The organism is Sporosarcina pasteurii, assembly GCF_041295575.1.
In the GTDB taxonomy this organism is placed as follows: domain Bacteria; phylum Bacillota; class Bacilli; order Bacillales_A; family Planococcaceae; genus Sporosarcina; species Sporosarcina pasteurii.
Genome location: NZ_CP160452.1, coordinates 106,674 through 129,570 on the forward strand (window position 1 = coordinate 106,674; position 22,897 = coordinate 129,570).

At 44.7% G+C, this 22,897-nt stretch carries 10 protein-coding genes, 11 tRNA genes and 6 rRNA genes; 25 read left to right on the plus strand and 2 right to left on the minus strand.

What is annotated here, in order from left to right:
- Nucleotides 1-7: 7 nt before the first annotated feature.
- From folB to AB1H92_RS00620, 25 genes are all read left to right on the plus strand, one after another.
- Nucleotides 8-376, plus strand: a complete 369-nt coding sequence (gene folB / locus AB1H92_RS00500) for a dihydroneopterin aldolase (protein ID WP_115359678.1) — start codon at nt 8-10, stop codon at nt 374-376.
- Nucleotides 373-852, plus strand: a complete 480-nt coding sequence (folK, locus tag AB1H92_RS00505; protein ID WP_115359679.1) for a 2-amino-4-hydroxy-6-hydroxymethyldihydropteridine diphosphokinase — start codon at nt 373-375, stop codon at nt 850-852. The genes folB and folK overlap by 4 nt, the downstream gene beginning before the upstream one ends.
- 263 nt (nt 853-1,115) lie before the next feature.
- The gene (lysS, locus tag AB1H92_RS00510; RefSeq protein ID WP_115359680.1) at nt 1,116-2,606 is read left to right on the plus strand and encodes a lysine--tRNA ligase; all 1,491 of its coding nucleotides are present in this window, start codon (nt 1,116-1,118) and stop codon (nt 2,604-2,606) included.
- Nucleotides 2,607-3,376: 770 nt separating this feature from the next.
- A 16S ribosomal RNA gene (locus AB1H92_RS00515) occupies nt 3,377-4,930 on the plus strand.
- A gap of 190 nt (nt 4,931-5,120) precedes the next feature.
- Nucleotides 5,121-8,072, plus strand: a 23S ribosomal RNA gene (locus AB1H92_RS00520).
- Between the two features lie 135 nt (nt 8,073-8,207).
- A 5S ribosomal RNA gene (gene rrf, locus AB1H92_RS00525) occupies nt 8,208-8,322 on the plus strand.
- Nucleotides 8,323-8,364: 42 nt separating this feature from the next.
- Nucleotides 8,365-8,440 (plus strand) — tRNA-Val (locus AB1H92_RS00530).
- Between the two features lie 10 nt (nt 8,441-8,450).
- A tRNA-Thr gene (locus AB1H92_RS00535) sits at nt 8,451-8,526 on the plus strand.
- A 6-nt stretch (nt 8,527-8,532) separates the two neighbouring features.
- Nucleotides 8,533-8,608: transfer RNA gene (locus AB1H92_RS00540), tRNA-Lys, on the plus strand.
- 27 nt (nt 8,609-8,635) lie between these two features.
- Nucleotides 8,636-8,717 (plus strand) — tRNA-Leu (locus tag AB1H92_RS00545).
- 8 nt (nt 8,718-8,725) lie between these two features.
- Nucleotides 8,726-8,800 (plus strand) — tRNA-Gly (locus AB1H92_RS00550).
- Between the two features lie 8 nt (nt 8,801-8,808).
- A tRNA-Leu gene (locus tag AB1H92_RS00555) sits at nt 8,809-8,897 on the plus strand.
- A 22-nt stretch (nt 8,898-8,919) separates the two neighbouring features.
- Nucleotides 8,920-8,996: transfer RNA gene (locus AB1H92_RS00560), tRNA-Arg, on the plus strand.
- Nucleotides 8,997-9,017: 21 nt separating this feature from the next.
- Nucleotides 9,018-9,094 (plus strand) — tRNA-Pro (locus AB1H92_RS00565).
- A gap of 6 nt (nt 9,095-9,100) precedes the next feature.
- Nucleotides 9,101-9,176: transfer RNA gene (locus AB1H92_RS00570), tRNA-Ala, on the plus strand.
- Nucleotides 9,177-9,320: 144 nt separating this feature from the next.
- Nucleotides 9,321-10,874: ribosomal RNA gene (locus AB1H92_RS00575) — 16S ribosomal RNA — on the plus strand.
- Between the two features lie 117 nt (nt 10,875-10,991).
- A tRNA-Ile gene (locus AB1H92_RS00580) sits at nt 10,992-11,068 on the plus strand.
- 16 nt (nt 11,069-11,084) lie between these two features.
- Nucleotides 11,085-11,160: transfer RNA gene (locus tag AB1H92_RS00585), tRNA-Ala, on the plus strand.
- 120 nt (nt 11,161-11,280) lie between these two features.
- Nucleotides 11,281-14,232 (plus strand): 23S ribosomal RNA (locus AB1H92_RS00590).
- A gap of 66 nt (nt 14,233-14,298) precedes the next feature.
- A 5S ribosomal RNA gene (gene rrf / locus AB1H92_RS00595) occupies nt 14,299-14,413 on the plus strand.
- Together the 16S, 23S and 5S rRNA genes with 11 tRNA genes alongside form the textbook arrangement of a ribosomal RNA operon.
- Nucleotides 14,414-14,691: 278 nt before the next feature.
- Complete coding sequence (locus AB1H92_RS00600; RefSeq protein WP_115359681.1) at nt 14,692-15,510, plus strand: YihY/virulence factor BrkB family protein; 819 nt, start codon at nt 14,692-14,694, stop codon at nt 15,508-15,510.
- Between the two features lie 2 nt (nt 15,511-15,512).
- Complete coding sequence (locus AB1H92_RS00605; RefSeq protein ID WP_115359682.1) at nt 15,513-16,187, plus strand: response regulator transcription factor; 675 nt, start codon at nt 15,513-15,515, stop codon at nt 16,185-16,187.
- A complete protein-coding gene (locus tag AB1H92_RS00610) occupies nt 16,184-17,566 on the plus strand; it encodes a HAMP domain-containing sensor histidine kinase (RefSeq protein WP_243835624.1) in 1,383 nt (460 codons plus the stop codon). The genes AB1H92_RS00605 and AB1H92_RS00610 overlap by 4 nt, the downstream gene beginning before the upstream one ends.
- Before the next feature lie 72 nt (nt 17,567-17,638).
- Entirely contained in the window at nt 17,639-18,043 is a 405-nt protein-coding gene (locus AB1H92_RS00615) for a hypothetical protein (protein ID WP_115359683.1), read from the plus strand.
- Nucleotides 18,037-20,145, plus strand: a complete 2,109-nt coding sequence (locus tag AB1H92_RS00620; RefSeq protein ID WP_115359684.1) for an MMPL family transporter — start codon at nt 18,037-18,039, stop codon at nt 20,143-20,145. Before AB1H92_RS00615 ends, AB1H92_RS00620 begins: the two co-directional genes overlap by 7 nt.
- A 71-nt stretch (nt 20,146-20,216) precedes the next feature.
- On the opposite strand, the gene AB1H92_RS00625 is transcribed toward AB1H92_RS00620, so the two are convergent.
- Both AB1H92_RS00625 and AB1H92_RS00630 read right to left on the minus strand, forming a co-directional pair.
- On the minus strand, nt 20,217-20,870 hold the full coding sequence (locus AB1H92_RS00625; protein WP_115359685.1) for a PolC-type DNA polymerase III: 654 nt from the start codon (nt 20,868-20,870) through the stop codon (nt 20,217-20,219).
- Between the two features lie 43 nt (nt 20,871-20,913).
- On the minus strand, nt 20,914-22,854 hold the full coding sequence (locus AB1H92_RS00630) for a DUF294 nucleotidyltransferase-like domain-containing protein (RefSeq protein ID WP_243835832.1): 1,941 nt from the start codon (nt 22,852-22,854) through the stop codon (nt 20,914-20,916).
- Between the last annotated feature and the right edge of the window lie 43 nt (nt 22,855-22,897).

The following is a 22,897-nucleotide window of genomic DNA, read 5'->3' on the forward strand; positions in this document are numbered from 1 at the left end:
TCAACAAATGGATTATATTCATTTAAATGAGATGGCTTTTTATGGGTATCACGGGGTTTTGCGAGAAGAAACAAAGCTTGGGCAAAGGTTCCGTGTCACTGTTTCACTTGCTACAAACCTTAAGGAAGCAGGCAAGACGGATGATTTGTCGAAAACAGTGAATTACGCGGAAGTGTATGAATTATGTAAAGGAATCGTGGAAGGCCCTCCGTTTCAATTAATTGAAACGGTTGCGGAAAATATCGCGGATCGCATATTGTTTAACTATGCCGATAAAGTCTCAGGCGTTCGTGTACAGTTAATTAAACCGGATCCGCCAATTGCAGGGCATTATGATTCTGTAGCAATTGACATTACTAGGGGGCATTTTGCGTGACTGAAGCGTTCATTTCAATCGGCTCGAATATCGGAGAACGTCATATTTATTTACGAAGTGCCATACAAGCGTTAGATGAACTGGACAAGGTATCGGTCGAGAAGGTTTCTTCTATATATGAAACTGAGCCGGTTGGTTATACAGACCAGGCTAATTTTTTAAACGTTGTTGTTTCCGTTAAAACTGAGTTTTCCGCACATGAATTGCTTATTGCTTGCCAGCAAATCGAGCTAGAGCTTGGGCGAGAACGCACAATTCGTTGGGGACCTCGAACTGTAGACCTTGACATTTTACTCTTTAATCAAGACAATATTGAAACGGAGAACTTAATTGTGCCACATCCACGTATGGGTGAACGCGCTTTTGTTCTTATTCCGCTTCTTGAAATTGCACCTGATATGGTGGATCCTGTCAGTGGAAAACGATTTTCAGAAATGGCAGCGATGCATGATAAGGGCGTACGGATTTGGCAATGAATTTACGACCTTAAAATGAAAGTCAATGGTACAATTAAAACAGAAGTCGAATTAAGAGGTCTGTTTTATTGCTTTGCTGAAGAAGTGATGAAGCGTGAACGTAGGGCAGTAAACGTTCACGCGCGTTGATTTTGAATGTTGGGCTGTCGCGAATTGTGATAGCTCTTTTCTTTGTGTACAATAGATACAGTCGATTTAAATTAGGAAATTCTGTGTAATGCAGTTAGAATATACGAATAGACTTAACTGGAGGAGTGTATGAAATGTCTCATCTTGACGAATTAAACGACCAACTTCTGGTGAGACGCCAGAAGATGACGGATATTAGAGAAAGTGGTCTCGATCCATTTGGTTCAAAATTTAAGCGGACGCATTTGTCTGATGCCGTTCGAAATGAGTATGAAGAACTTACAAAAGAGGAGCTTGAAGAAGCGTCTTACAAGGTAACGATTGCAGGCCGTCTTATGACAAAACGAGGGCAAGGAAAAGCTGGTTTTGCGCATATTCAAGATTTGGGTGGCCAAATTCAAATTTACGTAAGACAAGATGCAATTGGTGAAGAGGCTTATGCATTATATAAAACAACGGACCTTGGCGATATCGTAGGCGTGAGCGGGACGGTATTCAAAACAAAAGTTGGCGAATTATCTATTAAAGTAGAGGAGTTTACGTTCTTAACAAAAGCGCTTCGTCCTTTGCCGGAGAAGTTCCATGGCTTACAAGATATCGAACAGCGTTACCGTCAACGTTACCTAGACTTAATTTCTACTGAAGGTAGTAAGGAAACGTTTATTTTACGCAGTAAAATTATCCAATCTATGCGTCGTTATCTAGATGACCAGGGATTCCTTGAAGTTGAAACACCGATGCTGCATGCGATTGCTGGCGGAGCAACAGCGCGTCCATTTGTCACGCACCATAATGCTTTGGACATGACGCTTTATATGCGCATCGCAATTGAGTTACATTTAAAACGTCTTATTGTAGGCGGATTAGAAAAGGTATATGAAATTGGTCGTGTTTTCCGTAATGAAGGAATCTCTACGCGCCACAACCCTGAGTTTACAATGATCGAATTATATGAAGCGTATGCGGATTACGAGGATATTATGGCGCTAACGGAGAATATGGTGGCACATATCGCACAGGATGTTCTTGGCACAACTCAAGTAACATATGGTGACGATGTCATTGATTTAGCCCCTGGTTGGAAACGACTGCATATGGTAGATGCGGTAAAAGAATATACTGGCGTTGACTTCTGGAAAGAGATGACGAAAGAAGAAGCACATGCATTAGCGAAAGAACATAATGTTGAAGTCGCTGAAATGATGGAAGTAGGACATGTCATCAATGAATTCTTCGAACAAAAAGTTGAAGAAGAGCTAGTGCAACCAACATTTATATACGGTCATCCAGTTGAAATATCTCCACTTGCGAAGAAGAATCCGAAAGATGAAAGATTTACCGATCGTTTCGAATTGTTCATTGTTCGTCGTGAACATGCAAACGCATTTACAGAATTAAACGACCCAATTGACCAACGTGAACGTTTCGAAGCGCAACTTGTTGAGAAAGAACAAGGTAATGACGAAGCGCATGATATGGATGAAGATTTCATTGAAGCGTTAGAATATGGACTACCACCAACAGGAGGACTTGGAATCGGTATCGATCGTCTTGTCATGTTACTAACGAATGCTCCATCTATTCGTGATATTCTATTGTTCCCTCAGATGCGCCCTAAAGAATAACATATATAGAAACCTTGTGAATCGAATTAATGTTGGTTCACAAGGCTTTTTTATGGATACAAATAAATGGCGTGGACAATCAGTAACTTTCCTTCATTATAAGGGCGATTTTTTTACGGGAATGTTAAGGTTTGTGAAATAACAATAATAGATATAAATAAATAGGTAGATCACGATTAGGGAAAACGTTATTTAATTAACACCTTCTATAGTAATCATGTCACTACTATAAGATGTCTATTAAAAGTAGAGTAGTGTAATGAACGAAGTCATTTCGTTACCGGAAAAGAAGAAGAGATATCCCGTTTATATCGACTTGATCATTCCAGGAAGATGAAATGTTTAGGTAACTAAGGGGATTTGTTTAATCAAAAGAGGCTGGTAGTAGCGGTTATTATCGTCTAACGATAGAATGTGAAACTTTTTTAGAAAAAGGGTTGCATTCTAAAATGGTAGGTGGTATAGTTATTAACGTTGCCAATTCGAGCAACACAAATAACAAAAACAACTAAAAAGAAATTTTAAAAAGTTGTTGACATCGAGTTTGATACTTGATATGATATAAGAGTTGCTTCGGGAGAACGAAAGAAGCAGCCGGAAGAAACGATGAAAGATTTCTTCTTTAATGTGAACCTTGAAAACTGAACAGCAAAACGTCAAGATATAACAACTACAAATCAACTTGTTGGTTTGTAGGAAAAGAATCTTCGGATTCAAAATTGGACATCTTAATGATGCCAGCAAAGAAATCGAGCTAATCGAATTTCTCTATTATGGAGAGTTTGATCCTGGCTCAGGACGAACGCTGGCGGCGTGCCTAATACATGCAAGTCGAGCGAACAAGGAAGAAACTTGTTTCTTCCTTTGTTAGCGGCGGATGGGTGAGTAACACGTGGGCAACCTGCCCTGCAGTTGGGGATAACTCCGGGAAACCGGGGCTAATACCGAATAATCAGTTCCTTCGCATGAAGGAACTCTGAAAGACGGCTATGCTGTCACTGCAGGATGGGCCCGCGGCGCATTAGCTAGTTGGTGAGGTAACGGCTTACCAAGGCGACGATGCGTAGCCGACCTGAGAGGGTGATCGGCCACACTGGGACTGAGACACGGCCCAGACTCCTACGGGAGGCAGCAGTAGGGAATCTTCCACAATGGACGAAAGTCTGATGGAGCAACGCCGCGTGAGCGAAGAAGGTTTTCGGATCGTAAAGCTCTGTTGTGAGGGAAGAACAAGTACAGGAGTAACTGCCTGTACCTTGACGGTACCTCATTAGAAAGCCACGGCTAACTACGTGCCAGCAGCCGCGGTAATACGTAGGTGGCAAGCGTTGTCCGGAATTATTGGGCGTAAAGCGCGCGCAGGCGGCCTTTTAAGTCTGATGTGAAAGCCCACGGCTTAACCGTGGAAGGTCATTGGAAACTGGAAGGCTTGAGTACAGAAGAGGAAAGCGGAATTCCACGTGTAGCGGTGAAATGCGTAGAGATGTGGAGGAACACCAGTGGCGAAGGCGGCTTTCTGGTCTGTAACTGACGCTGAGGCGCGAAAGCATGGGGAGCAAACAGGATTAGATACCCTGGTAGTCCATGCCGTAAACGATGAGTGCTAAGTGTTAGGGGGTTTCCGCCCCTTAGTGCTGGAGCAAACGCATTAAGCACTCCGCCTGGGGAGTACGGCCGCAAGGCTGAAACTCAAAGGAATTGACGGGGACCCGCACAAGCGGTGGAGCATGTGGTTTAATTCGAAGCTACGCGAAGAACCTTACCAGGTCTTGACATCCCGCTGACCGGTATAGAGATATACCTTTCCCTTCGGGGACAGCGGTGACAGGTGGTGCATGGTTGTCGTCAGCTCGTGTCGTGAGATGTTGGGTTAAGTCCCGTAACGAGCGCAACCCTTGACCTTAGTTGCCAGCATTCAGTTGGGCACTCTAAGGTGACTGCCGGTGACAAACCGGAGGAAGGTGGGGATGACGTCAAATCATCATGCCCCTTATGACCTGGGCTACACACGTGCTACAATGGACGGTACAGAGGGTTGCCAACCCGCGAGGGGGAGCTAATCCCATAAAACCGTTCCCAGTTCGGATTGCAGGCTGCAACTCGCCTGCATGAAGCAGGAATCGCTAGTAATCGTGGATCAGCATGCCACGGTGAATACGTTCCCGGGTCTTGTACACACCGCCCGTCACACCACGAGAGTTTGTAACACCCGAAGTCGGTGGGGTAACCCTTTTGGGAGCCAGCCGCCGAAGGTGGGACAGATGATTGGGGTGAAGTCGTAACAAGGTAGCCGTATCGGAAGGTGCGGCTGGATCACCTCCTTTCTAAGGATATTTAACGGAATGAAGAGAAAGTTCTCTTCAACTTGACGTTTTGCGTTCAGTTTTGAGGGTTCATTCATTTGAACTTTCATTACTTGTTCTTTGAAAACTGGATAAAACGACATTGAAATAAACACAAATGTAGTAATGTATGAATCAATTGTTGTATATCGCTATACAACGTTGGTTTTAAGGTTAAGTTAGAAAGGGCGCACGGCGGATGCCTTGGCACTAGGAGCCTATGAAGGACGGCACTAACACCGATATGCTCTGGGGAGCTGTAAGTAAGCTTTGATCCAGAGATTTCCGAATGGGGAAACCCACTGTTCGTAATGGAACAGTACATATACGTGAATACATAGCGTATATGAGGCACACCCGGAGAACTGAAACATCTAAGTACCCGGAGGAAGAGAAAGAAAATCGATTCCCTGAGTAGCGGCGAGCGAAACGGGAACAGCCCAAACCAGGAAGCTTGCTTCCTGGGGTTGTAGGACACTCTATACGGAGTTACAAAGGAATGCATTAGATGAAGCGACCTGGAAAGGTCTGCCATAGTGGGTAATAGCCCCGTAATCAAAAGTGTATTCTCTCCAGAGTGGATCCTGAGTACGACGGAACACGTGAAATTCCGTTGGAATCCGGGAGGACCATCTCCCAAGGCTAAATACTTCCTAGTGACCGATAGTGAACCAGTACCGTGAGGGAAAGGTGAAAAGCACCCCGGAAGGGGAGTGAAATAGATCCTGAAACCGTGTGCCTACAAGTAGTCAGAGCTCGATGCTGTTTCTTCGGAAACAAGCTGAGTGATGGCGTGCCTTTTGTAGAATGAACCGGCGAGTTACTGATTACATGCAAGGTTAAGCAGAGAATGCGGAGCCGCAGCGAAAGCGAGTCTGAATAGGGCGTTTTAGTATGTAGTCGTAGACCCGAAACCAGGTGATCTACCCATGTCCAGGGTGAAGGTAAGGTAACACTTACTGGAGGCCCGAACCCACGTATGTTGAAAAATGCGGGGATGAGGTGTGGGTAGCGGTGAAATTCCAATCGAACCTGGAGATAGCTGGTTCTCTCCGAAATAGCTTTAGGGCTAGCCTCAAACGTTAGAATCTCGGAGGTAGAGCACTGTTTGGACTAGGGGCCCATCCCGGGTTACCGAATTCAGACAAACTCCGAATGCCGATGATTTTTGTTTGGGAGTCAGACTGCGGGTGATAAGATTCGTAGTCGAGAGGGAAACAACCCAGACCACCAGTTAAGGTCCCCAAGTATTCGTTAAGTGGAAAAGGATGTGGCGTTGCCCAGACAACCAGGATGTTGGCTTAGAAGCAGCCACCATTTAAAGAGTGCGTAATAGCTCACTGGTCGAGTGGCGCTGCGCCGAAAATGTACCGGGGCTAAACGAATCACCGAAACTGTGGATTGACACCTTTGGTGTCAGTGGTAGGAGAGCGTTCTAGGGGCGTCGAAGCTAGACTGTAAGGACTAGTGGAGCGCCTAGAAGTGAGAATGCCGGTATGAGTAGCGAAAGAAGGGTGAGAATCCCTTCCACCGAATGCCTAAGGTTTCCTGAGGAAGGCTCGTCCGCTCAGGGTTAGTCGGGACCTAAGTCGAGGCCGAAAGGCGTAGACGATGGACAACAGGTTGATATTCCTGTACCACCTCCCCGCCGTTTGAGTAATGGGGGGACGCAGTAGGATAGGGTGAGCGCACGGTTGGTAATGTGCGTCTAAGCAGTAAGGTGTGAAACGAGGCAAATCCCGTTTCTATAACATTGAGCTGTGATAGCAAGGGGAATTTTCCCCGGAGTCCCTGATTTCACGCTGCCAAGAAAAGCCTCTAACGAGGCGGGAGGTGCCCGTACCGCAAACCGACACAGGTAGGCGAGGAGAGAATCCTAAGGTGATCGAGAGAACTCTCGTTAAGGAACTCGGCAAAATGACCCCGTAACTTCGGGAGAAGGGGTGCTCTGATAGGGTGTTAAAGCCCGAGAGAGCCGCAGTGAATAGGCCCAGGCGACTGTTTAGCAAAAACACAGGTCTCTGCAAAACCGTAAGGTGACGTATAGGGGCTGACGCCTGCCCGGTGCTGGAAGGTTAAGGGGAGAGGTTAGCGCAAGCGAAGCTTTGAACCGAAGCCCCAGTAAACGGCGGCCGTAACTATAACGGTCCTAAGGTAGCGAAATTCCTTGTCGGGTAAGTTCCGACCCGCACGAAAGGCGTAACGATCTGGGCACTGTCTCAACGAGAGACTCGGTGAAATTATAGTACCTGTGAAGATGCAGGTTACCCGCGACAGGACGGAAAGACCCCGTGGAGCTTTACTGCAACCTGATATTGAATTCTGATGCAGTCTGTACAGGATAGGTAGGAGCCTTTGAAACCGGAGCGCCAGCTTCGGTGGAGGCATCGGTGGGATACTACCCTGACTGTATTGGAATTCTAACCCATGCCCCTTAGCGGGGTAGGAGACAGTGTCAGGCGGGCAGTTTGACTGGGGCGGTCGCCTCCTAAAGAGTAACGGAGGCGCCCAAAGGTTCCCTCAGAATGGTTGGACATCATTCGTAGAGTGCAAAGGCATAAGGGAGCTTGACTGCGAGACCTACAAGTCGAGCAGGGTCGAAAGACGGGCTTAGTGATCCGGTGGTTCCGCATGGAAGGGCCATCGCTCAACGGATAAAAGCTACCCCGGGGATAACAGGCTTATCTCTCCCAAGAGTTCACATCGACGGGGAGGTTTGGCACCTCGATGTCGGCTCATCGCATCCTGGGGCTGTAGTCGGTCCCAAGGGTTGGGCTGTTCGCCCATTAAAGCGGTACGCGAGCTGGGTTCAGAACGTCGTGAGACAGTTCGGTCCCTATCCGTCGCGGGCGCAGGAAATTTGAGAGGAGCTGTCCTTAGTACGAGAGGACCGGGATGGACATACCGCTGGTGTACCAGTTGTCTTGCCAAAGGCATAGCTGGGTAGCTACGTATGGACGGGATAAATGCTGAAAGCATCTAAGCATGAAGCCCCCCTCAAGATGAGATTTCCCATTACGCAAGTAAGTAAAATCCCTCAAAGATGATGAGGTTGATAGGTCCGAGGTGGAAGCATGGCGACATGTGCAGCTGACGGATACTAATCGATTGAGGACTTATCCTTAAATACATTGCAGTTTGTTGTATTCAATGTTTTGTTTATCCAGTTTTGAGTGAACAAGCTCAATAAAAAATAGTGCTTGCATTATTTTAAAATGCTGTTATAATGAATAGTGTCCTTAACTAATGGACAACCAAGTCTGGTGGCGATAGCGAAGAGGTCACACCCGTTCCCATACCGAACACGGAAGTTAAGCTCTTCAGCGCCGATGGTAGTTGGGGTTAGCCCCTGCAAGAGTAGGACGTTGCCAGTCTTGTGAAATTCACTTCATAAACATAAATATGAACTTTAATATGGAGGATTAGCTCAGCTGGGAGAGCACCTGCCTTACAAGCAGGGGGTCGGCGGTTCGATCCCGTCATCCTCCACCATTTTATGAATGCCGGAGTAGCTCAACTGGTAGAGCAACTGACTTGTAATCAGTAGGTTGAGGGTTCAAGTCCTTTCTCCGGCACCATCTTTCGAGCCATTAGCTCAGTCGGTAGAGCATCTGACTTTTAATCAGAGGGTCACAGGTTCGAATCCTGTATGGCTCACCATTTTATGACCTTATTTCATGAATATTTGCGGGTGTGGTGGAACTGGCAGACACGCTAGACTTAGGATCTAGTGCCTTCGGGCGTGGGGGTTCGACTCCCTTCACCCGCACTTTATATGCGGAAGTAGTTCAGTGGTAGAATATCACCTTGCCAAGGTGGAGGTCGCGGGTTCGAATCCCGTCTTCCGCTCCATTGATTAAGCCGGGGTGGCGGAACTGGCAGACGCACAGGACTTAAAATCCTGCGGTAGGTTTCTACCGTACCGGTTCGATTCCGGTCCTCGGCACCAATTAGATAATAATGTTTTAAGTGCGCCCGTAGCTCAATTGGATAGAGCGTCTGACTACGGATCAGAAGGTTATGGGTTCGACTCCTGTCGGGCGCGCCAACTTATAATAACTATTAAACTCGGGAAGTAGCTCAGCTTGGTAGAGCACTTGGTTTGGGACCAAGGGGTCGCAGGTTCGAATCCTGTCTTCCCGACCATTTTCTGGGGCCTTAGCTCAGCTGGGAGAGCGCCTGCCTTGCACGCAGGAGGTCAGCGGTTCGATCCCGCTAGGCTCCACCATATGAACCTTGAAAACTGAACAGCAAAACGTCAAGATATAACAACTATAAATCAACTTGTTGGTTTGTAGGAAAAGAATCTTCGGATTCAAAATTGGACATCTTAATGATGCCAGCAAAGAAATCGAGCTAATCGAATTTCTCTATTATGGAGAGTTTGATCCTGGCTCAGGACGAACGCTGGCGGCGTGCCTAATACATGCAAGTCGAGCGAACAAGGAAGAAACTTGTTTCTTCCTTTGTTAGCGGCGGATGGGTGAGTAACACGTGGGCAACCTGCCCTGCAGTTGGGGATAACTCCGGGAAACCGGGGCTAATACCGAATAATCAGTTCCTTCGCATGAAGGAACTCTGAAAGACGGCTATGCTGTCACTGCAGGATGGGCCCGCGGCGCATTAGCTAGTTGGTGAGGTAACGGCTTACCAAGGCGACGATGCGTAGCCGACCTGAGAGGGTGATCGGCCACACTGGGACTGAGACACGGCCCAGACTCCTACGGGAGGCAGCAGTAGGGAATCTTCCACAATGGACGAAAGTCTGATGGAGCAACGCCGCGTGAGCGAAGAAGGTTTTCGGATCGTAAAGCTCTGTTGTGAGGGAAGAACAAGTACAGGAGTAACTGCCTGTACCTTGACGGTACCTCATTAGAAAGCCACGGCTAACTACGTGCCAGCAGCCGCGGTAATACGTAGGTGGCAAGCGTTGTCCGGAATTATTGGGCGTAAAGCGCGCGCAGGCGGCCTTTTAAGTCTGATGTGAAAGCCCACGGCTTAACCGTGGAAGGTCATTGGAAACTGGAAGGCTTGAGTACAGAAGAGGAAAGCGGAATTCCACGTGTAGCGGTGAAATGCGTAGAGATGTGGAGGAACACCAGTGGCGAAGGCGGCTTTCTGGTCTGTAACTGACGCTGAGGCGCGAAAGCATGGGGAGCAAACAGGATTAGATACCCTGGTAGTCCATGCCGTAAACGATGAGTGCTAAGTGTTAGGGGGTTTCCGCCCCTTAGTGCTGGAGCAAACGCATTAAGCACTCCGCCTGGGGAGTACGGCCGCAAGGCTGAAACTCAAAGGAATTGACGGGGACCCGCACAAGCGGTGGAGCATGTGGTTTAATTCGAAGCTACGCGAAGAACCTTACCAGGTCTTGACATCCCGCTGACCGGTATAGAGATATACCTTTCCCTTCGGGGACAGCGGTGACAGGTGGTGCATGGTTGTCGTCAGCTCGTGTCGTGAGATGTTGGGTTAAGTCCCGTAACGAGCGCAACCCTTGACCTTAGTTGCCAGCATTCAGTTGGGCACTCTAAGGTGACTGCCGGTGACAAACCGGAGGAAGGTGGGGATGACGTCAAATCATCATGCCCCTTATGACCTGGGCTACACACGTGCTACAATGGACGGTACAGAGGGTTGCCAACCCGCGAGGGGGAGCTAATCCCATAAAACCGTTCCCAGTTCGGATTGCAGGCTGCAACTCGCCTGCATGAAGCAGGAATCGCTAGTAATCGTGGATCAGCATGCCACGGTGAATACGTTCCCGGGTCTTGTACACACCGCCCGTCACACCACGAGAGTTTGTAACACCCGAAGTCGGTGGGGTAACCCTTTTGGGAGCCAGCCGCCGAAGGTGGGACAGATGATTGGGGTGAAGTCGTAACAAGGTAGCCGTATCGGAAGGTGCGGCTGGATCACCTCCTTTCTAAGGATATTTAACGGAATGAAGAGAAAGTTCTCTTCAACTTGACGTTTTGCGTTCAGTTTTGAAGGTTTATAAGGATAGCTAATTCAATTAGTAACTTCATAACTTTCCCGAAAGGGGCCTATAGCTCAGCTGGTTAGAGCGCACGCCTGATAAGCGTGAGGTCGGTGGTTCGAGTCCACTTAGGCCCACCATTTTAAAACACTTTCGGGGGCCTTAGCTCAGCTGGGAGAGCGCCTGCCTTGCACGCAGGAGGTCAGCGGTTCGATCCCGCTAGGCTCCACCAAACACTCTAATAAAGAGTTTTTTTGTTCTTTGAAAACTGGATAAAACGACATTGAAATAAACACAAATGTAGTAATGTATAAATCAATTGTTGTATATCGCTATACAACGTTGGTTTTAAGGTTAAGTTAGAAAGGGCGCACGGCGGATGCCTTGGCACTAGGAGCCTATGAAGGACGGCACTAACACCGATATGCTCTGGGGAGCTGTAAGTAAGCTTTGATCCAGAGATTTCCGAATGGGGAAACCCACTGTTCGTAATGGAACAGTACATATACGTGAATACATAGCGTATATGAGGCACACCCGGAGAACTGAAACATCTAAGTACCCGGAGGAAGAGAAAGAAAATCGATTCCCTGAGTAGCGGCGAGCGAAACGGGAACAGCCCAAACCAGGAAGCTTGCTTCCTGGGGTTGTAGGACACTCTATACGGAGTTACAAAGGAATGCATTAGATGAAGCGACCTGGAAAGGTCTGCCATAGTGGGTAATAGCCCCGTAATCAAAAGTGTATTCTCTCCAGAGTGGATCCTGAGTACGACGGAACACGTGAAATTCCGTTGGAATCCGGGAGGACCATCTCCCAAGGCTAAATACTTCCTAGTGACCGATAGTGAACCAGTACCGTGAGGGAAAGGTGAAAAGCACCCCGGAAGGGGAGTGAAATAGATCCTGAAACCGTGTGCCTACAAGTAGTCAGAGCTCGATGCTGTTTCTTCGGAAACAAGCTGAGTGATGGCGTGCCTTTTGTAGAATGAACCGGCGAGTTACTGATTACATGCAAGGTTAAGCAGAGAATGCGGAGCCGCAGCGAAAGCGAGTCTGAATAGGGCGTTTTAGTATGTAGTCGTAGACCCGAAACCAGGTGATCTACCCATGTCCAGGGTGAAGGTAAGGTAACACTTACTGGAGGCCCGAACCCACGTATGTTGAAAAATGCGGGGATGAGGTGTGGGTAGCGGTGAAATTCCAATCGAACCTGGAGATAGCTGGTTCTCTCCGAAATAGCTTTAGGGCTAGCCTCAAACGTTAGAATCTCGGAGGTAGAGCACTGTTTGGACTAGGGGCCCATCCCGGGTTACCGAATTCAGACAAACTCCGAATGCCGATGATTTTTGTTTGGGAGTCAGACTGCGGGTGATAAGATTCGTAGTCGAGAGGGAAACAACCCAGACCACCAGTTAAGGTCCCCAAGTATTCGTTAAGTGGAAAAGGATGTGGCGTTGCCCAGACAACCAGGATGTTGGCTTAGAAGCAGCCACCATTTAAAGAGTGCGTAATAGCTCACTGGTCGAGTGGCGCTGCGCCGAAAATGTACCGGGGCTAAACGAATCACCGAAACTGTGGATTGACACCTTTGGTGTCAGTGGTAGGAGAGCGTTCTAGGGGCGTCGAAGCTAGACTGTAAGGACTAGTGGAGCGCCTAGAAGTGAGAATGCCGGTATGAGTAGCGAAAGAAGGGTGAGAATCCCTTCCACCGAATGCCTAAGGTTTCCTGAGGAAGGCTCGTCCGCTCAGGGTTAGTCGGGACCTAAGTCGAGGCCGAAAGGCGTAGACGATGGACAACAGGTTGATATTCCTGTACCACCTCCCCGCCGTTTGAGTAATGGGGGGACGCAGTAGGATAGGGTGAGCGCACGGTTGGTAATGTGCGTCTAAGCAGTAAGGTGTGAAACGAGGCAAATCCCGTTTCTATAACATTGAGCTGTGATAGCAAGGGGAATTTTCCCCGGAGTCCCTGATTTCACGCTGCCAAGAAAAGCCTCTAACGAGGCGGGAGGTGCCCGTACCGCAAACCGACACAGGTAGGCGAGGAGAGAATCCTAAGGTGATCGAGAGAACTCTCGTTAAGGAACTCGGCAAAATGACCCCGTAACTTCGGGAGAAGGGGTGCTCTGATAGGGTGTTAAAGCCCGAGAGAGCCGCAGTGAATAGGCCCAGGCGACTGTTTAGCAAAAACACAGGTCTCTGCAAAACCGTAAGGTGACGTATAGGGGCTGACGCCTGCCCGGTGCTGGAAGGTTAAGGGGAGAGGTTAGCGCAAGCGAAGCTTTGAACCGAAGCCCCAGTAAACGGCGGCCGTAACTATAACGGTCCTAAGGTAGCGAAATTCCTTGTCGGGTAAGCTCCGACCCGCACGAAAGGCGTAACGATCTGGGCACTGTCTCAACGAGAGACTCGGTGAAATTATAGTACCTGTGAAGATGCAGGTTACCCGCGACAGGACGGAAAGACCCCGTGGAGCTTTACTGCAACCTGATATTGAATTCTGATGCAGTCTGTACAGGATAGGTAGGAGCCTTTGAAACCGGAGCGCCAGCTTCGGTGGAGGCATCGGTGGGATACTACCCTGACTGTATTGGAATTCTAACCCATGCCCCTTAGCGGGGTAGGAGACAGTGTCAGGCGGGCAGTTTGACTGGGGCGGTCGCCTCCTAAAGAGTAACGGAGGCGCCCAAAGGTTCCCTCAGAATGGTTGGACATCATTCGTAGAGTGCAAAGGCATAAGGGAGCTTGACTGCGAGACCTACAAGTCGAGCAGGGTCGAAAGACGGGCTTAGTGATCCGGTGGTTCCGCATGGAAGGGCCATCGCTCAACGGATAAAAGCTACCCCGGGGATAACAGGCTTATCTCTCCCAAGAGTTCACATCGACGGGGAGGTTTGGCACCTCGATGTCGGCTCATCGCATCCTGGGGCTGTAGTCGGTCCCAAGGGTTGGGCTGTTCGCCCATTAAAGCGGTACGCGAGCTGGGTTCAGAACGTCGTGAGACAGTTCGGTCCCTATCCGTCGCGGGCGCAGGAAATTTGAGAGGAGCTGTCCTTAGTACGAGAGGACCGGGATGGACATACCGCTGGTGTACCAGTTGTCTTGCCAAAGGCATAGCTGGGTAGCTACGTATGGACGGGATAAATGCTGAAAGCATCTAAGCATGAAGCCCCCCTCAAGATGAGATTTCCCATTACGCAAGTAAGTAAAATCCCTCAAAGATGATGAGGTTGATAGGTCCGAGGTGGAAGCATGGCGACATGTGCAGCTGACGGATACTAATCGATTGAGGACTTATCCTTAAATACATTGCAGTTTGTTGTATTCAATGTTTTGTTTATCCAGTTTTGAGTGAACAAGCTCAATAGTTTGGTGGCGATAGCGAAGAGGTCACACCCGTTCCCATACCGAACACGGAAGTTAAGCTCTTCAGCGCCGATGGTAGTTGGGGTTAGCCCCTGCAAGAGTAGGACGTTGCCAAGCACTAAAAGAGTCATTACCTTATGGTAGTGGCTCTTTTTGTTGTTCCATGAATTCAAGTGCTATATTTACATTTCCCTCAATTTATAACTTAACTAGGCGTGTCTTGATTATCAATAGTTAACGAAATTCAGCTTTAAACAAAGTAAAAAGTGCTTAACGCCCATAGATGTTTATTTATTAACGATACAATCTTTTCACCCCTCCTTCTTTTGATAATTTCTCTATAAACCTTCATGACTTGAGATGATAAAGGGTATATTAAAAGAAGAGGTGAAGCGATGAAAACTGTCAAACGCGTAATCAGTCGTTTCTTCAAAGAACGATTTTTTGATCAAGCCGCGCAAACTGCTTACTATTTATTACTATCGATGTTACCATTTCTTATCTTTCTATTTTCCTTACTTAGTTTCTTTACAGTTAACGAAGAAGTATTGTTAAATTTTCTAGAACCCTTTACCCCTGTTGAAGCTTTCCTGTTAATTGAAAAAAACTTACATGTAATTTTGAATAAAAACCAAGGAAATGTTGTTTATATGAGCTTGGCAGGAGCGTTCTGGTTGTCGTCTATGGCGGTACAATCACTTGCACGCTCGTTAGACTTAGCAAATGGACATAAGCGCCAGTACCCCTTTTGGCAAGTACTCATACGAGATCTAGGCATAACCTTATTGTTTATGCTTGTCATCCCATTGTCTTTATTTTTACCGATAATTGATGAGGCGTTACATCGAATGATGACGCATGCTGATTCAGTGCATGCATGGCATAGCTGGTTATATATTCGCCCCGCGATTCGATGGGGGATGGGCTCGTTGTTTTTGTTAGCTTTTTTTCTACTGTTTTATAAGATTGTCCCGACTGGTAAAATGGCAATCAAAACCGTGTTACCGGGGGCTTTATTTACAACAATCGGTTGGCAGTTGTTTTCGCTATCATTTGGCAAATATGTATCAAATGTTGACTATACCCTCTTGTATGGACAATTGTCTGGTATCATTTTACTTGTACTTTGGTTTTATTCAACAGCTATAATTATTTTATTGTCTGGATTGTTAAATGCTGAATTTCGAAGATCTTCTAGGAAAAGGAGAAGGTAAATATGTTAAAAATATTAGTCGTTGATGACGATCCCAATATTTTGGAGCTTGTAAGTATTCAATTAACCCAAGCGGGATATGCCGTTCAAAAAGCGTCAAATGGATTTGAAGCACTTGAAATCATTGAGATGGATTATCCTGATTTAGTTGTTGTAGACGTAATGATGCCTGGCATGGACGGTTATACATTGACCCGAAAAATTCGTTCGACGACAGATATTCCCGTTTTATTGTTAACAGCAAAAGGGGAGCTAGCAGACAAGGAGAAAGGATTTCTTTCTGGTTCAGATGATTACGTTGTAAAACCATTTGAACCGAAAGAATTACAATTTAGGATAAATGCTATTTTGCGCAGGTACGACAAAGCAGTTGACGCTTTTATTCAAGCAGGGCCATTGAATATTAATCGGCAAAGTTATGAAGTTTTAGTTGGAAATAAAATTTTATTGCTACCCTTAAAGGAATTTGAATTATTATCCGTGTTGGCTTCGCGTTTAAACACGGTATTTACAAGAGATATTTTGTTGGAACGTGTTTGGGGCTATGACTATGAAGGCGATGAGCAAACGCTCAATGTACATATTAAACGTGTTCGTGAAAAATTGCAGAAGTTAACACCTAATGTAAAAATCGCTACTGTACGAGGTGTTGGTTATAAACTAGAGGTATTGGAATGATGAGGTCTCTTTACAGTAAACTCGTGTTGATGACAGCCGCGATTATGATAACTAGTGGGTTATTGGCTTTTTTAGGGATTAATACATATTATCATCAAGTGTTGAAAGTGCAAAATGATGAAAAAAATATGAGCATTGCTCAAAGCCTCGTAATGTTCATTGAAACAAACGAAGGGGTATCTCTTGAAGAATTTTTAGAAACGCAGGCAGCTACGGGCTATAAGCTATACGTAGTCGATGAATCGGGGACTGCTACATTTTATGGCGAGCCATTTCGTGTTGAAAATCTTCCTAAAGAATCCGTGGATAAAGTATTGGATGGACAAGCTTATCATGGAATGGCAAACCTACCGAGCGAGACTTTTGTAACCGGATTTTTTTCTAATGAACTAGTGAATACAGTTGGACTACCTTTTATTCATAAAGGAACAAAGTATGCGCTGTTTATCCGCCCCGATATTAAAATGTTGTTTAATGAAATGCATTATATTATCGCAGGATTATTCACCTTGATGGGGATTATCAGTTTACTGGCTATGCTCATTGTTGCGAAAAAGCTTATTGATCCAATTACAGAGTTAACCGAAGCGACAAAAAAAGTCGGTGAAGAACGGTTTACGGGAGATTTACATATTCATAGGCGTGATGAAATTGGTCAACTCGCACAAAGTTTTCAGCAGATGACGGAAAAGTTAAGTGAGAATAATCGTATTCGCAAAGAGTTTATTAGTGATGTTTCTCATGACTTTCAATCTCCCTTATTAAATATTAAAGGTTATTCTGATCTATTACTTGGCGAGAATTTACCGGAAAAAGAAAGAATTGCATATGCAAAAGTGATTCAATCAGAAACGGATCGATTGTCCAGCCTTACTAAACAGCTACTCCTCTTAACTTCCATTGATCAATTATCAGCACCACTAGAATTAAAAACAGTTCAGTTGGATGAACAACTTAAGGAAGCGGTTCGTAAATATCGATGGTTATTAGAAGAGAAAGATATGACTTTGTCGATGAATCTTGAACGAGTTCAATTTACAGGAGATCCTGGTTTTCTTGAAAAGATATGGGAGAATTTGTTATCTAATGCGTTAAAGTATACTCCGAAAGAAGGCACGATAGACATCGGTTTAACGGAAATTTCGGGGAAGATTGTTGTGACAATTCGGGATAACGGTATTGGGATAGATGAAAATGAACTTCACCGGATTTTTGATCGTTTTTATCGTGCAGATGACTCTAGAACACAAGAGATTAGTGGAACCGGACTTGGCTTGTCAATTGTTCAAGAAGTCGTTCTTTTACATGGTGGAGAGGTTGTCATAGATAGCAAGCGCGGGGATGGCACGGCTTGTATTGTTACACTTCCCAAGATGTAATGTTAAGTTAATCTTCCGTTCATGTTGGTTGTTTATGATAAATATATAACAACAACACGGGAGGAATTTAGGATGCAAAGAACATGGAGTTTACGTCTAATTCGTCTGTCAGCGATTTTTGGGTTGATTGGGACAGTGTTAGGATCTCATATGGCAGGAGCGGGCTCATACGCATTTCGTCCAATCCATGCGCATATTTTATTAGTTGGCTGGTTGTCTATGTTTGCTTGGGGAATCTTTTATAAAGTTTACTCAGTACGAGCTAACAAACTTATCAATTTTCAAGGTTGGACAGCAATCATTGGTTCCATTGGTTTAACGCTTGGTATGTGGCTGCAATTTTTAAAGCCATTTAATGTGAATGAAGTGTTTTCTCTAATTCTCTATATTGTTGGAGGGACAATTTTACTTGTAAGTTTTGCCTTATTTGTTATCGTCACATTCCTTACTGATAGAGAAGGCAAACGATCATGTTAAAAGGTCAGCGATTTTGGTGGCTATCTATTGTCCTTTGGGTTTCTTTAACTGTTGCTTTGTCAGGATTAGCACCAGGCGCAAAGGAGTTTGCAGAAGCGAATAAAGATGCTGGATTACCAGCTGATGCTGAAGCAATCATTGCGGATCGGCAACTAGAGAAATACTTTCCACAAGATGGCGGCATGCCGTTATTCTCAGTTCTTCATAAAGAAGAAGGTTTGACAGACGAGGATATTTTAGAGTTTGCTCAAGCACTTGAGGCACTTGAAACAACTACTTCATTTGGTAAAATCGTTGTCCCTTCGTTGGTGGAATTAGCGCCTGAACAACGCGTAGCGTTTCTATCAGATAATAAAAAAACATTTTTTTCATCAATTACATTGCCTGAAGGATTAGAGGGCAGTGATATACACGAATTAATGAATTCCATAAAGGAAGACGTGGCAAAGCATGTTGATGCGGATGTTGAGTTATCATGGACGGGACCCGCGGCAATTGCAGCAGACGCGGTTGAGTTATTTAGCCGTGCAGACGTTGTGCTCTTACTATCAACGATTGGTATCATTTTGATTTTATTACTCGTTATCTATCGCTCACCGCTTCTTACACTAATTCCGCTTGTTGCAGCGGCGATTGTGTACGCAGTAGTAGATCGAGTCATTGGAATATTCGCTTCTGCGGGGTTATTTACGGTTGAAAGTCAGGCTCTTTCAATTATGACAATTTTATTATTTGCGGTAGTAACGGATTACTCATTGCTCATTTTTTCACGTTACCGTGAAGAATTAAAGCGACATGAATCTGTCCATGAGGCTATGCGAGAGACGATGCGTCATATCAGGGAGCCGATTTTCTTTAGCGGAAGTACGATAGTTCTTGGCGTTGCAACGTTATTTTTTGCGATTTACGAACCATACCGTAATTTTGCACCAGCCTTTGTCATTGCGGCTGCAGCCATGCTCATTGCAGGACTAACATTATTGCCGGCTCTATTTGCAGTTATCGGAAGAAAAGCATTCTGGCCTGTTATTCCGAAATACGGCGAGGAAACGAAGGAAAAGAAAACGATTTGGGGTAAAGTTGCAAATACAGTAACGAAACGCCCTGTGCTCTTTATGATTCCCATTACACTTCTACTCCTACTAGGTGCTTGGAATGTCACAAATATGAAGGAATCATACGATTTAATCGATTCATTCCCAGCGGACTTATCTTCGCGTGTCGGTTATGAACGATTATCAGAGTCGTTTTCACCGGGAAGTCTTGCTCCTGGGACATTATTATTTGTTTCTGATCAAGAATTAGAAGCGAAAGGCTTACAAACGATCGTGGATAAAATCAAAGAGAAATCTGGCATTGAAAATGTATCTGTTTTTGGCAATCCGTTATCGGAGGACGGTAAAAGTGCTAAGTTCTCTATTACATTTGCGGGGAATCCATATGATGTAAAAGCTTTTGATACTGTCCTTGAAATTCGCGATGAGAGCCAGGACATGTTAAAAGATGCCGGATTAACAGACGCAGAGTTATATGTCGCAGGGGAAAGTGCGAAGTATGCGGATTTGAGAGATATTGATAAACGTGATACAACGCTAGTGATGGTCATGATGACAATTCTTATTACGATTATGTTAGGATTACAAACGCGATCAATTGTAGCGCCCATTTATATGATGGGGACAATATTATTGTCGTATGCGGCAACACTTGGGTTATCCATCTTCTTGTTTGAACAATTTTTAGGACTTGAAGCAGTTAGTTATCGAATTCCGTTATATACATTCGTATTCTTAATTGCGCTTGGGGTCGATTACTCGATTATGCTCATCGCAAGAATCCGTGAAGAAATGAAAGTGATGCCATTTGAAAATGCGGTTCGCCGAGGGTTGGAAAGAACAGGTGGCGTCATTAGTTCTGCGGGACTGATTCTCGCTGCAACATTCCTCGTATTGGCGACCATGCCCCTATATGAACTTAAATTATTCGGGTTCATTATGGCTCTGGGAATATTGATAGATACGTTTATTGTTCGGCCACTCCTTATTCCGACAATTCTAGTCAAGCTAGGTAAATGGAGTTTTTGGCCGAAGAAAATAAAATAGTCATGAATAGTAACAAGAGGAGAGTGATGCAAGCTCTGCCTCTTGTTATTTTTTTAAGCGATTGTATTGCTTCACAATAAAATCAAACGCTTATTTTTTATACGTAGTAAGTCGGCAAGGGTTGTAATCCCTTTTCGTTCTAACCGTTTGATAATTTCAACAAACAAATGAGCGGTTGTTAACGCATCGCCAAGTGCGCGGTGGCGTTCAAATATTTTAGTTCCGAAAAGCTTTGCATATTCTTCTAAGTCGAGGGCTTTTAATTTTGGCATGATATGCTCAATTAACTCATAAGTATCAAAAGTTGAAGGCAATTCAACCGAATGTTTTGCCCGGTGGAGTTCTTTTTTAATGACCATTGTATCGAAAGTCAAATGGTGACCCACCCAACAATTACTATTATTGTCTTCAACAAACTGAAAGTAATTTTTAATTGCCTCAAGGGAATTCGGTGCGTCTTTAACATGATGTTGTTCAATAGAAGTGAGTGTTGTAATATGTGCAGGGATTTCACGAGACGGATTCGCAAATGTTTGGAAGGTTTTATCTGTCACTTCCATTTGTTCAACATGAACAGCGCCAATCTCAATCAGCCGATCATGTGTTTCAATTGCAAATCCCGTTGTTTCGGTATCAAAAACAGTAAAGGACATGTCTGTTAATTTAGTACTCAACTGTAATGATTCACTTAATGTATATGGTAGTCTTTTTTTTCTTCCAAACATCTAACTTCCCCCAAGTTGTTTTTCCATTTATTCAACGTCTTTATTATAACTTTGCTAATAAATGCGCTTGTAAAGATTGAACAGTTTTTAACATCGTTTTTAGTTCATCTCGTTCCCATCGTCGGATTGAGTCAAACTTTATTTCAGTTGAACTCATTTCTCCACGAAGATGTTTCTTCCATGATAATTGAATTCTCGCTTTAAGGGCAACTTCATAGGCATGACGTATATCATTCGCAAATCCAACTGAAAATTCGCCTGTTTGTACCAATCCATCTAGTAATTGTAAGGGTGTTTGATTAGTGAGGTTTTTTAGGACACCTAAAATTTGTAAGCAGTGGTGCATTGGAAATAAAGCATGTAGCTTAATGTCAATCCTATCAAGCCTACCTCTAGTTTTAAAGAGGGAGAATAAAGATTGTTCGAATTGTGGTATCGGCTTATTTTGTTCTTGTTGTGCCATGTAATAGAGAAACGTTTGCGCATTTTTCAACTGGCTTTGTACCATCGTTATAAAAGCCTTATTTAGCGATACATTCCCAAATAAAAATCGAAACGATAAAAAATTATAACCTAATAATATATGTTCGTCAGTCGCTTTTATTGACCATTCTTGTAGACGTTGTTGCCATTCTGAAATGGATCCTCGCCATATCTCTTCATTCGCCATCATTTTTCCTTCGCACCTTGCATAGCCAACTTGCTCTAAATGCTGAACAATTTCTTCACCAAGTAACGAAAAGTAATCCTCTACTAATGTCTTTTTTTGCACATCAGTTATATCGGCATAGACGAGAAAATGATCTTGATCGGTCAGCATAAATTGTTCACCACGAGCACCGCTGCCCATTTGATACCAAGAGAATGCAACAGGTGGTAATCCAAAACCTTTTTTATCTAGTGACTGGACAGCTAATTTTACACAATGCCGTGCGAGACGATCATATAGTTTCGTAATGATTTCTAACGTATGAATGGTCGAAATTTCATCGCCTATTAAGCTTGTTAAAACGTCATAGATGGCCTCTTTTACAACGGGTAAATTATCAAAGGAAGATTCTTCTATCGTTTTTAATATCCCCATTGCACCCCGGTCTCTTTTAGAAATTAAATTTTGAAAGGTGATCACGCCTATCAATGCATGCCCGTCTACAACCGGTAAGTGTTTAATACCGTTTTTATAAAAGATTGATAAAATTTCATAATAATGGTCATGGGGAGAGGCGATAAAAGGTTTTAATGTCATAATATCCACGGCACATAGTGAGTTGGGGAGGCCTTGACCTAAAACTCTTTCTACAAGGTCTTTTTCAGTAATAATTCCAACTAATTGTTCATTTTGATCAACAACCATGACCGAGCTAATAGAATTCTTAATCATGACGTTGGCAATATCTTTAACTGAATCGGTTAGCTGAACTGTGATGGCAGGTGAACTCATTAAGTCTATTGCTCTGCGGACAAATGGCTCACTTTTTCCCCACTCATCCCCGAGTTTCACTTGTTCACCTAGAGAAGCATAAACACTACCCAGGCGTAGGGCTATTTCTTTTAATACATATTCTCGGACAGCGTCATCTTTTAACCTGGCTTTTACAACGGAAGCAGGGATTTGTAAGCAATAGGAATTTTCCACAATCTCTAGGTCAAGACGATGTTTTAAAATCGGGTACACCGACTGATTTAAATAATGTGCAATATGGGAAAACCCAATGATTTCATCCTCCTGCAACACCTCGAGTAGCACAGATAATCCTTTCTCACTTTCAATAAAGACCTCTGCTTTTCCTTCTAATACTAAAAAAAGTCCTTCGTTAGGCGTTTTAAAGTAAACGATTTTTTCGGATTGTTGATAATGCTTCAACTGACAATCTGTCATGAATGTTATGAATTCACTTTCCGATGTTCCTTTAAAGAGGGGATGGTCATGGATTTTTTGATAGAGTGCAACACGTTCATTTTCCCTCATAGTGTAATCGCTCACTTTCAAAATAGTTAACTCCCCCTCCCAATTATAGAGTAGTAGG

Coding starts and splice junctions, on each gene's coding strand:
- folB (WP_115359678.1), top strand. CDS start 8: ATGGATTATATTCATTTAAATGAGATGGCTTTTTATGGGTATCACGGG.
- lysS (WP_115359680.1), top strand. CDS start 1,116: ATGTCTCATCTTGACGAATTAAACGACCAACTTCTGGTGAGACGCCAG.
- AB1H92_RS00600 (WP_115359681.1), top strand. CDS start 14,692: ATGAAAACTGTCAAACGCGTAATCAGTCGTTTCTTCAAAGAACGATTT.
- AB1H92_RS00605 (WP_115359682.1), top strand. CDS start 15,513: ATGTTAAAAATATTAGTCGTTGATGACGATCCCAATATTTTGGAGCTT.
- AB1H92_RS00610 (WP_243835624.1), top strand. CDS start 16,184: ATGATGAGGTCTCTTTACAGTAAACTCGTGTTGATGACAGCCGCGATT.
- AB1H92_RS00615 (WP_115359683.1), top strand. CDS start 17,639: ATGCAAAGAACATGGAGTTTACGTCTAATTCGTCTGTCAGCGATTTTT.
- AB1H92_RS00620 (WP_115359684.1), top strand. CDS start 18,037: ATGTTAAAAGGTCAGCGATTTTGGTGGCTATCTATTGTCCTTTGGGTT.
- AB1H92_RS00625 (WP_115359685.1), bottom strand. CDS start 20,870: ATGTTTGGAAGAAAAAAAAGACTACCATATACATTAAGTGAATCATTA.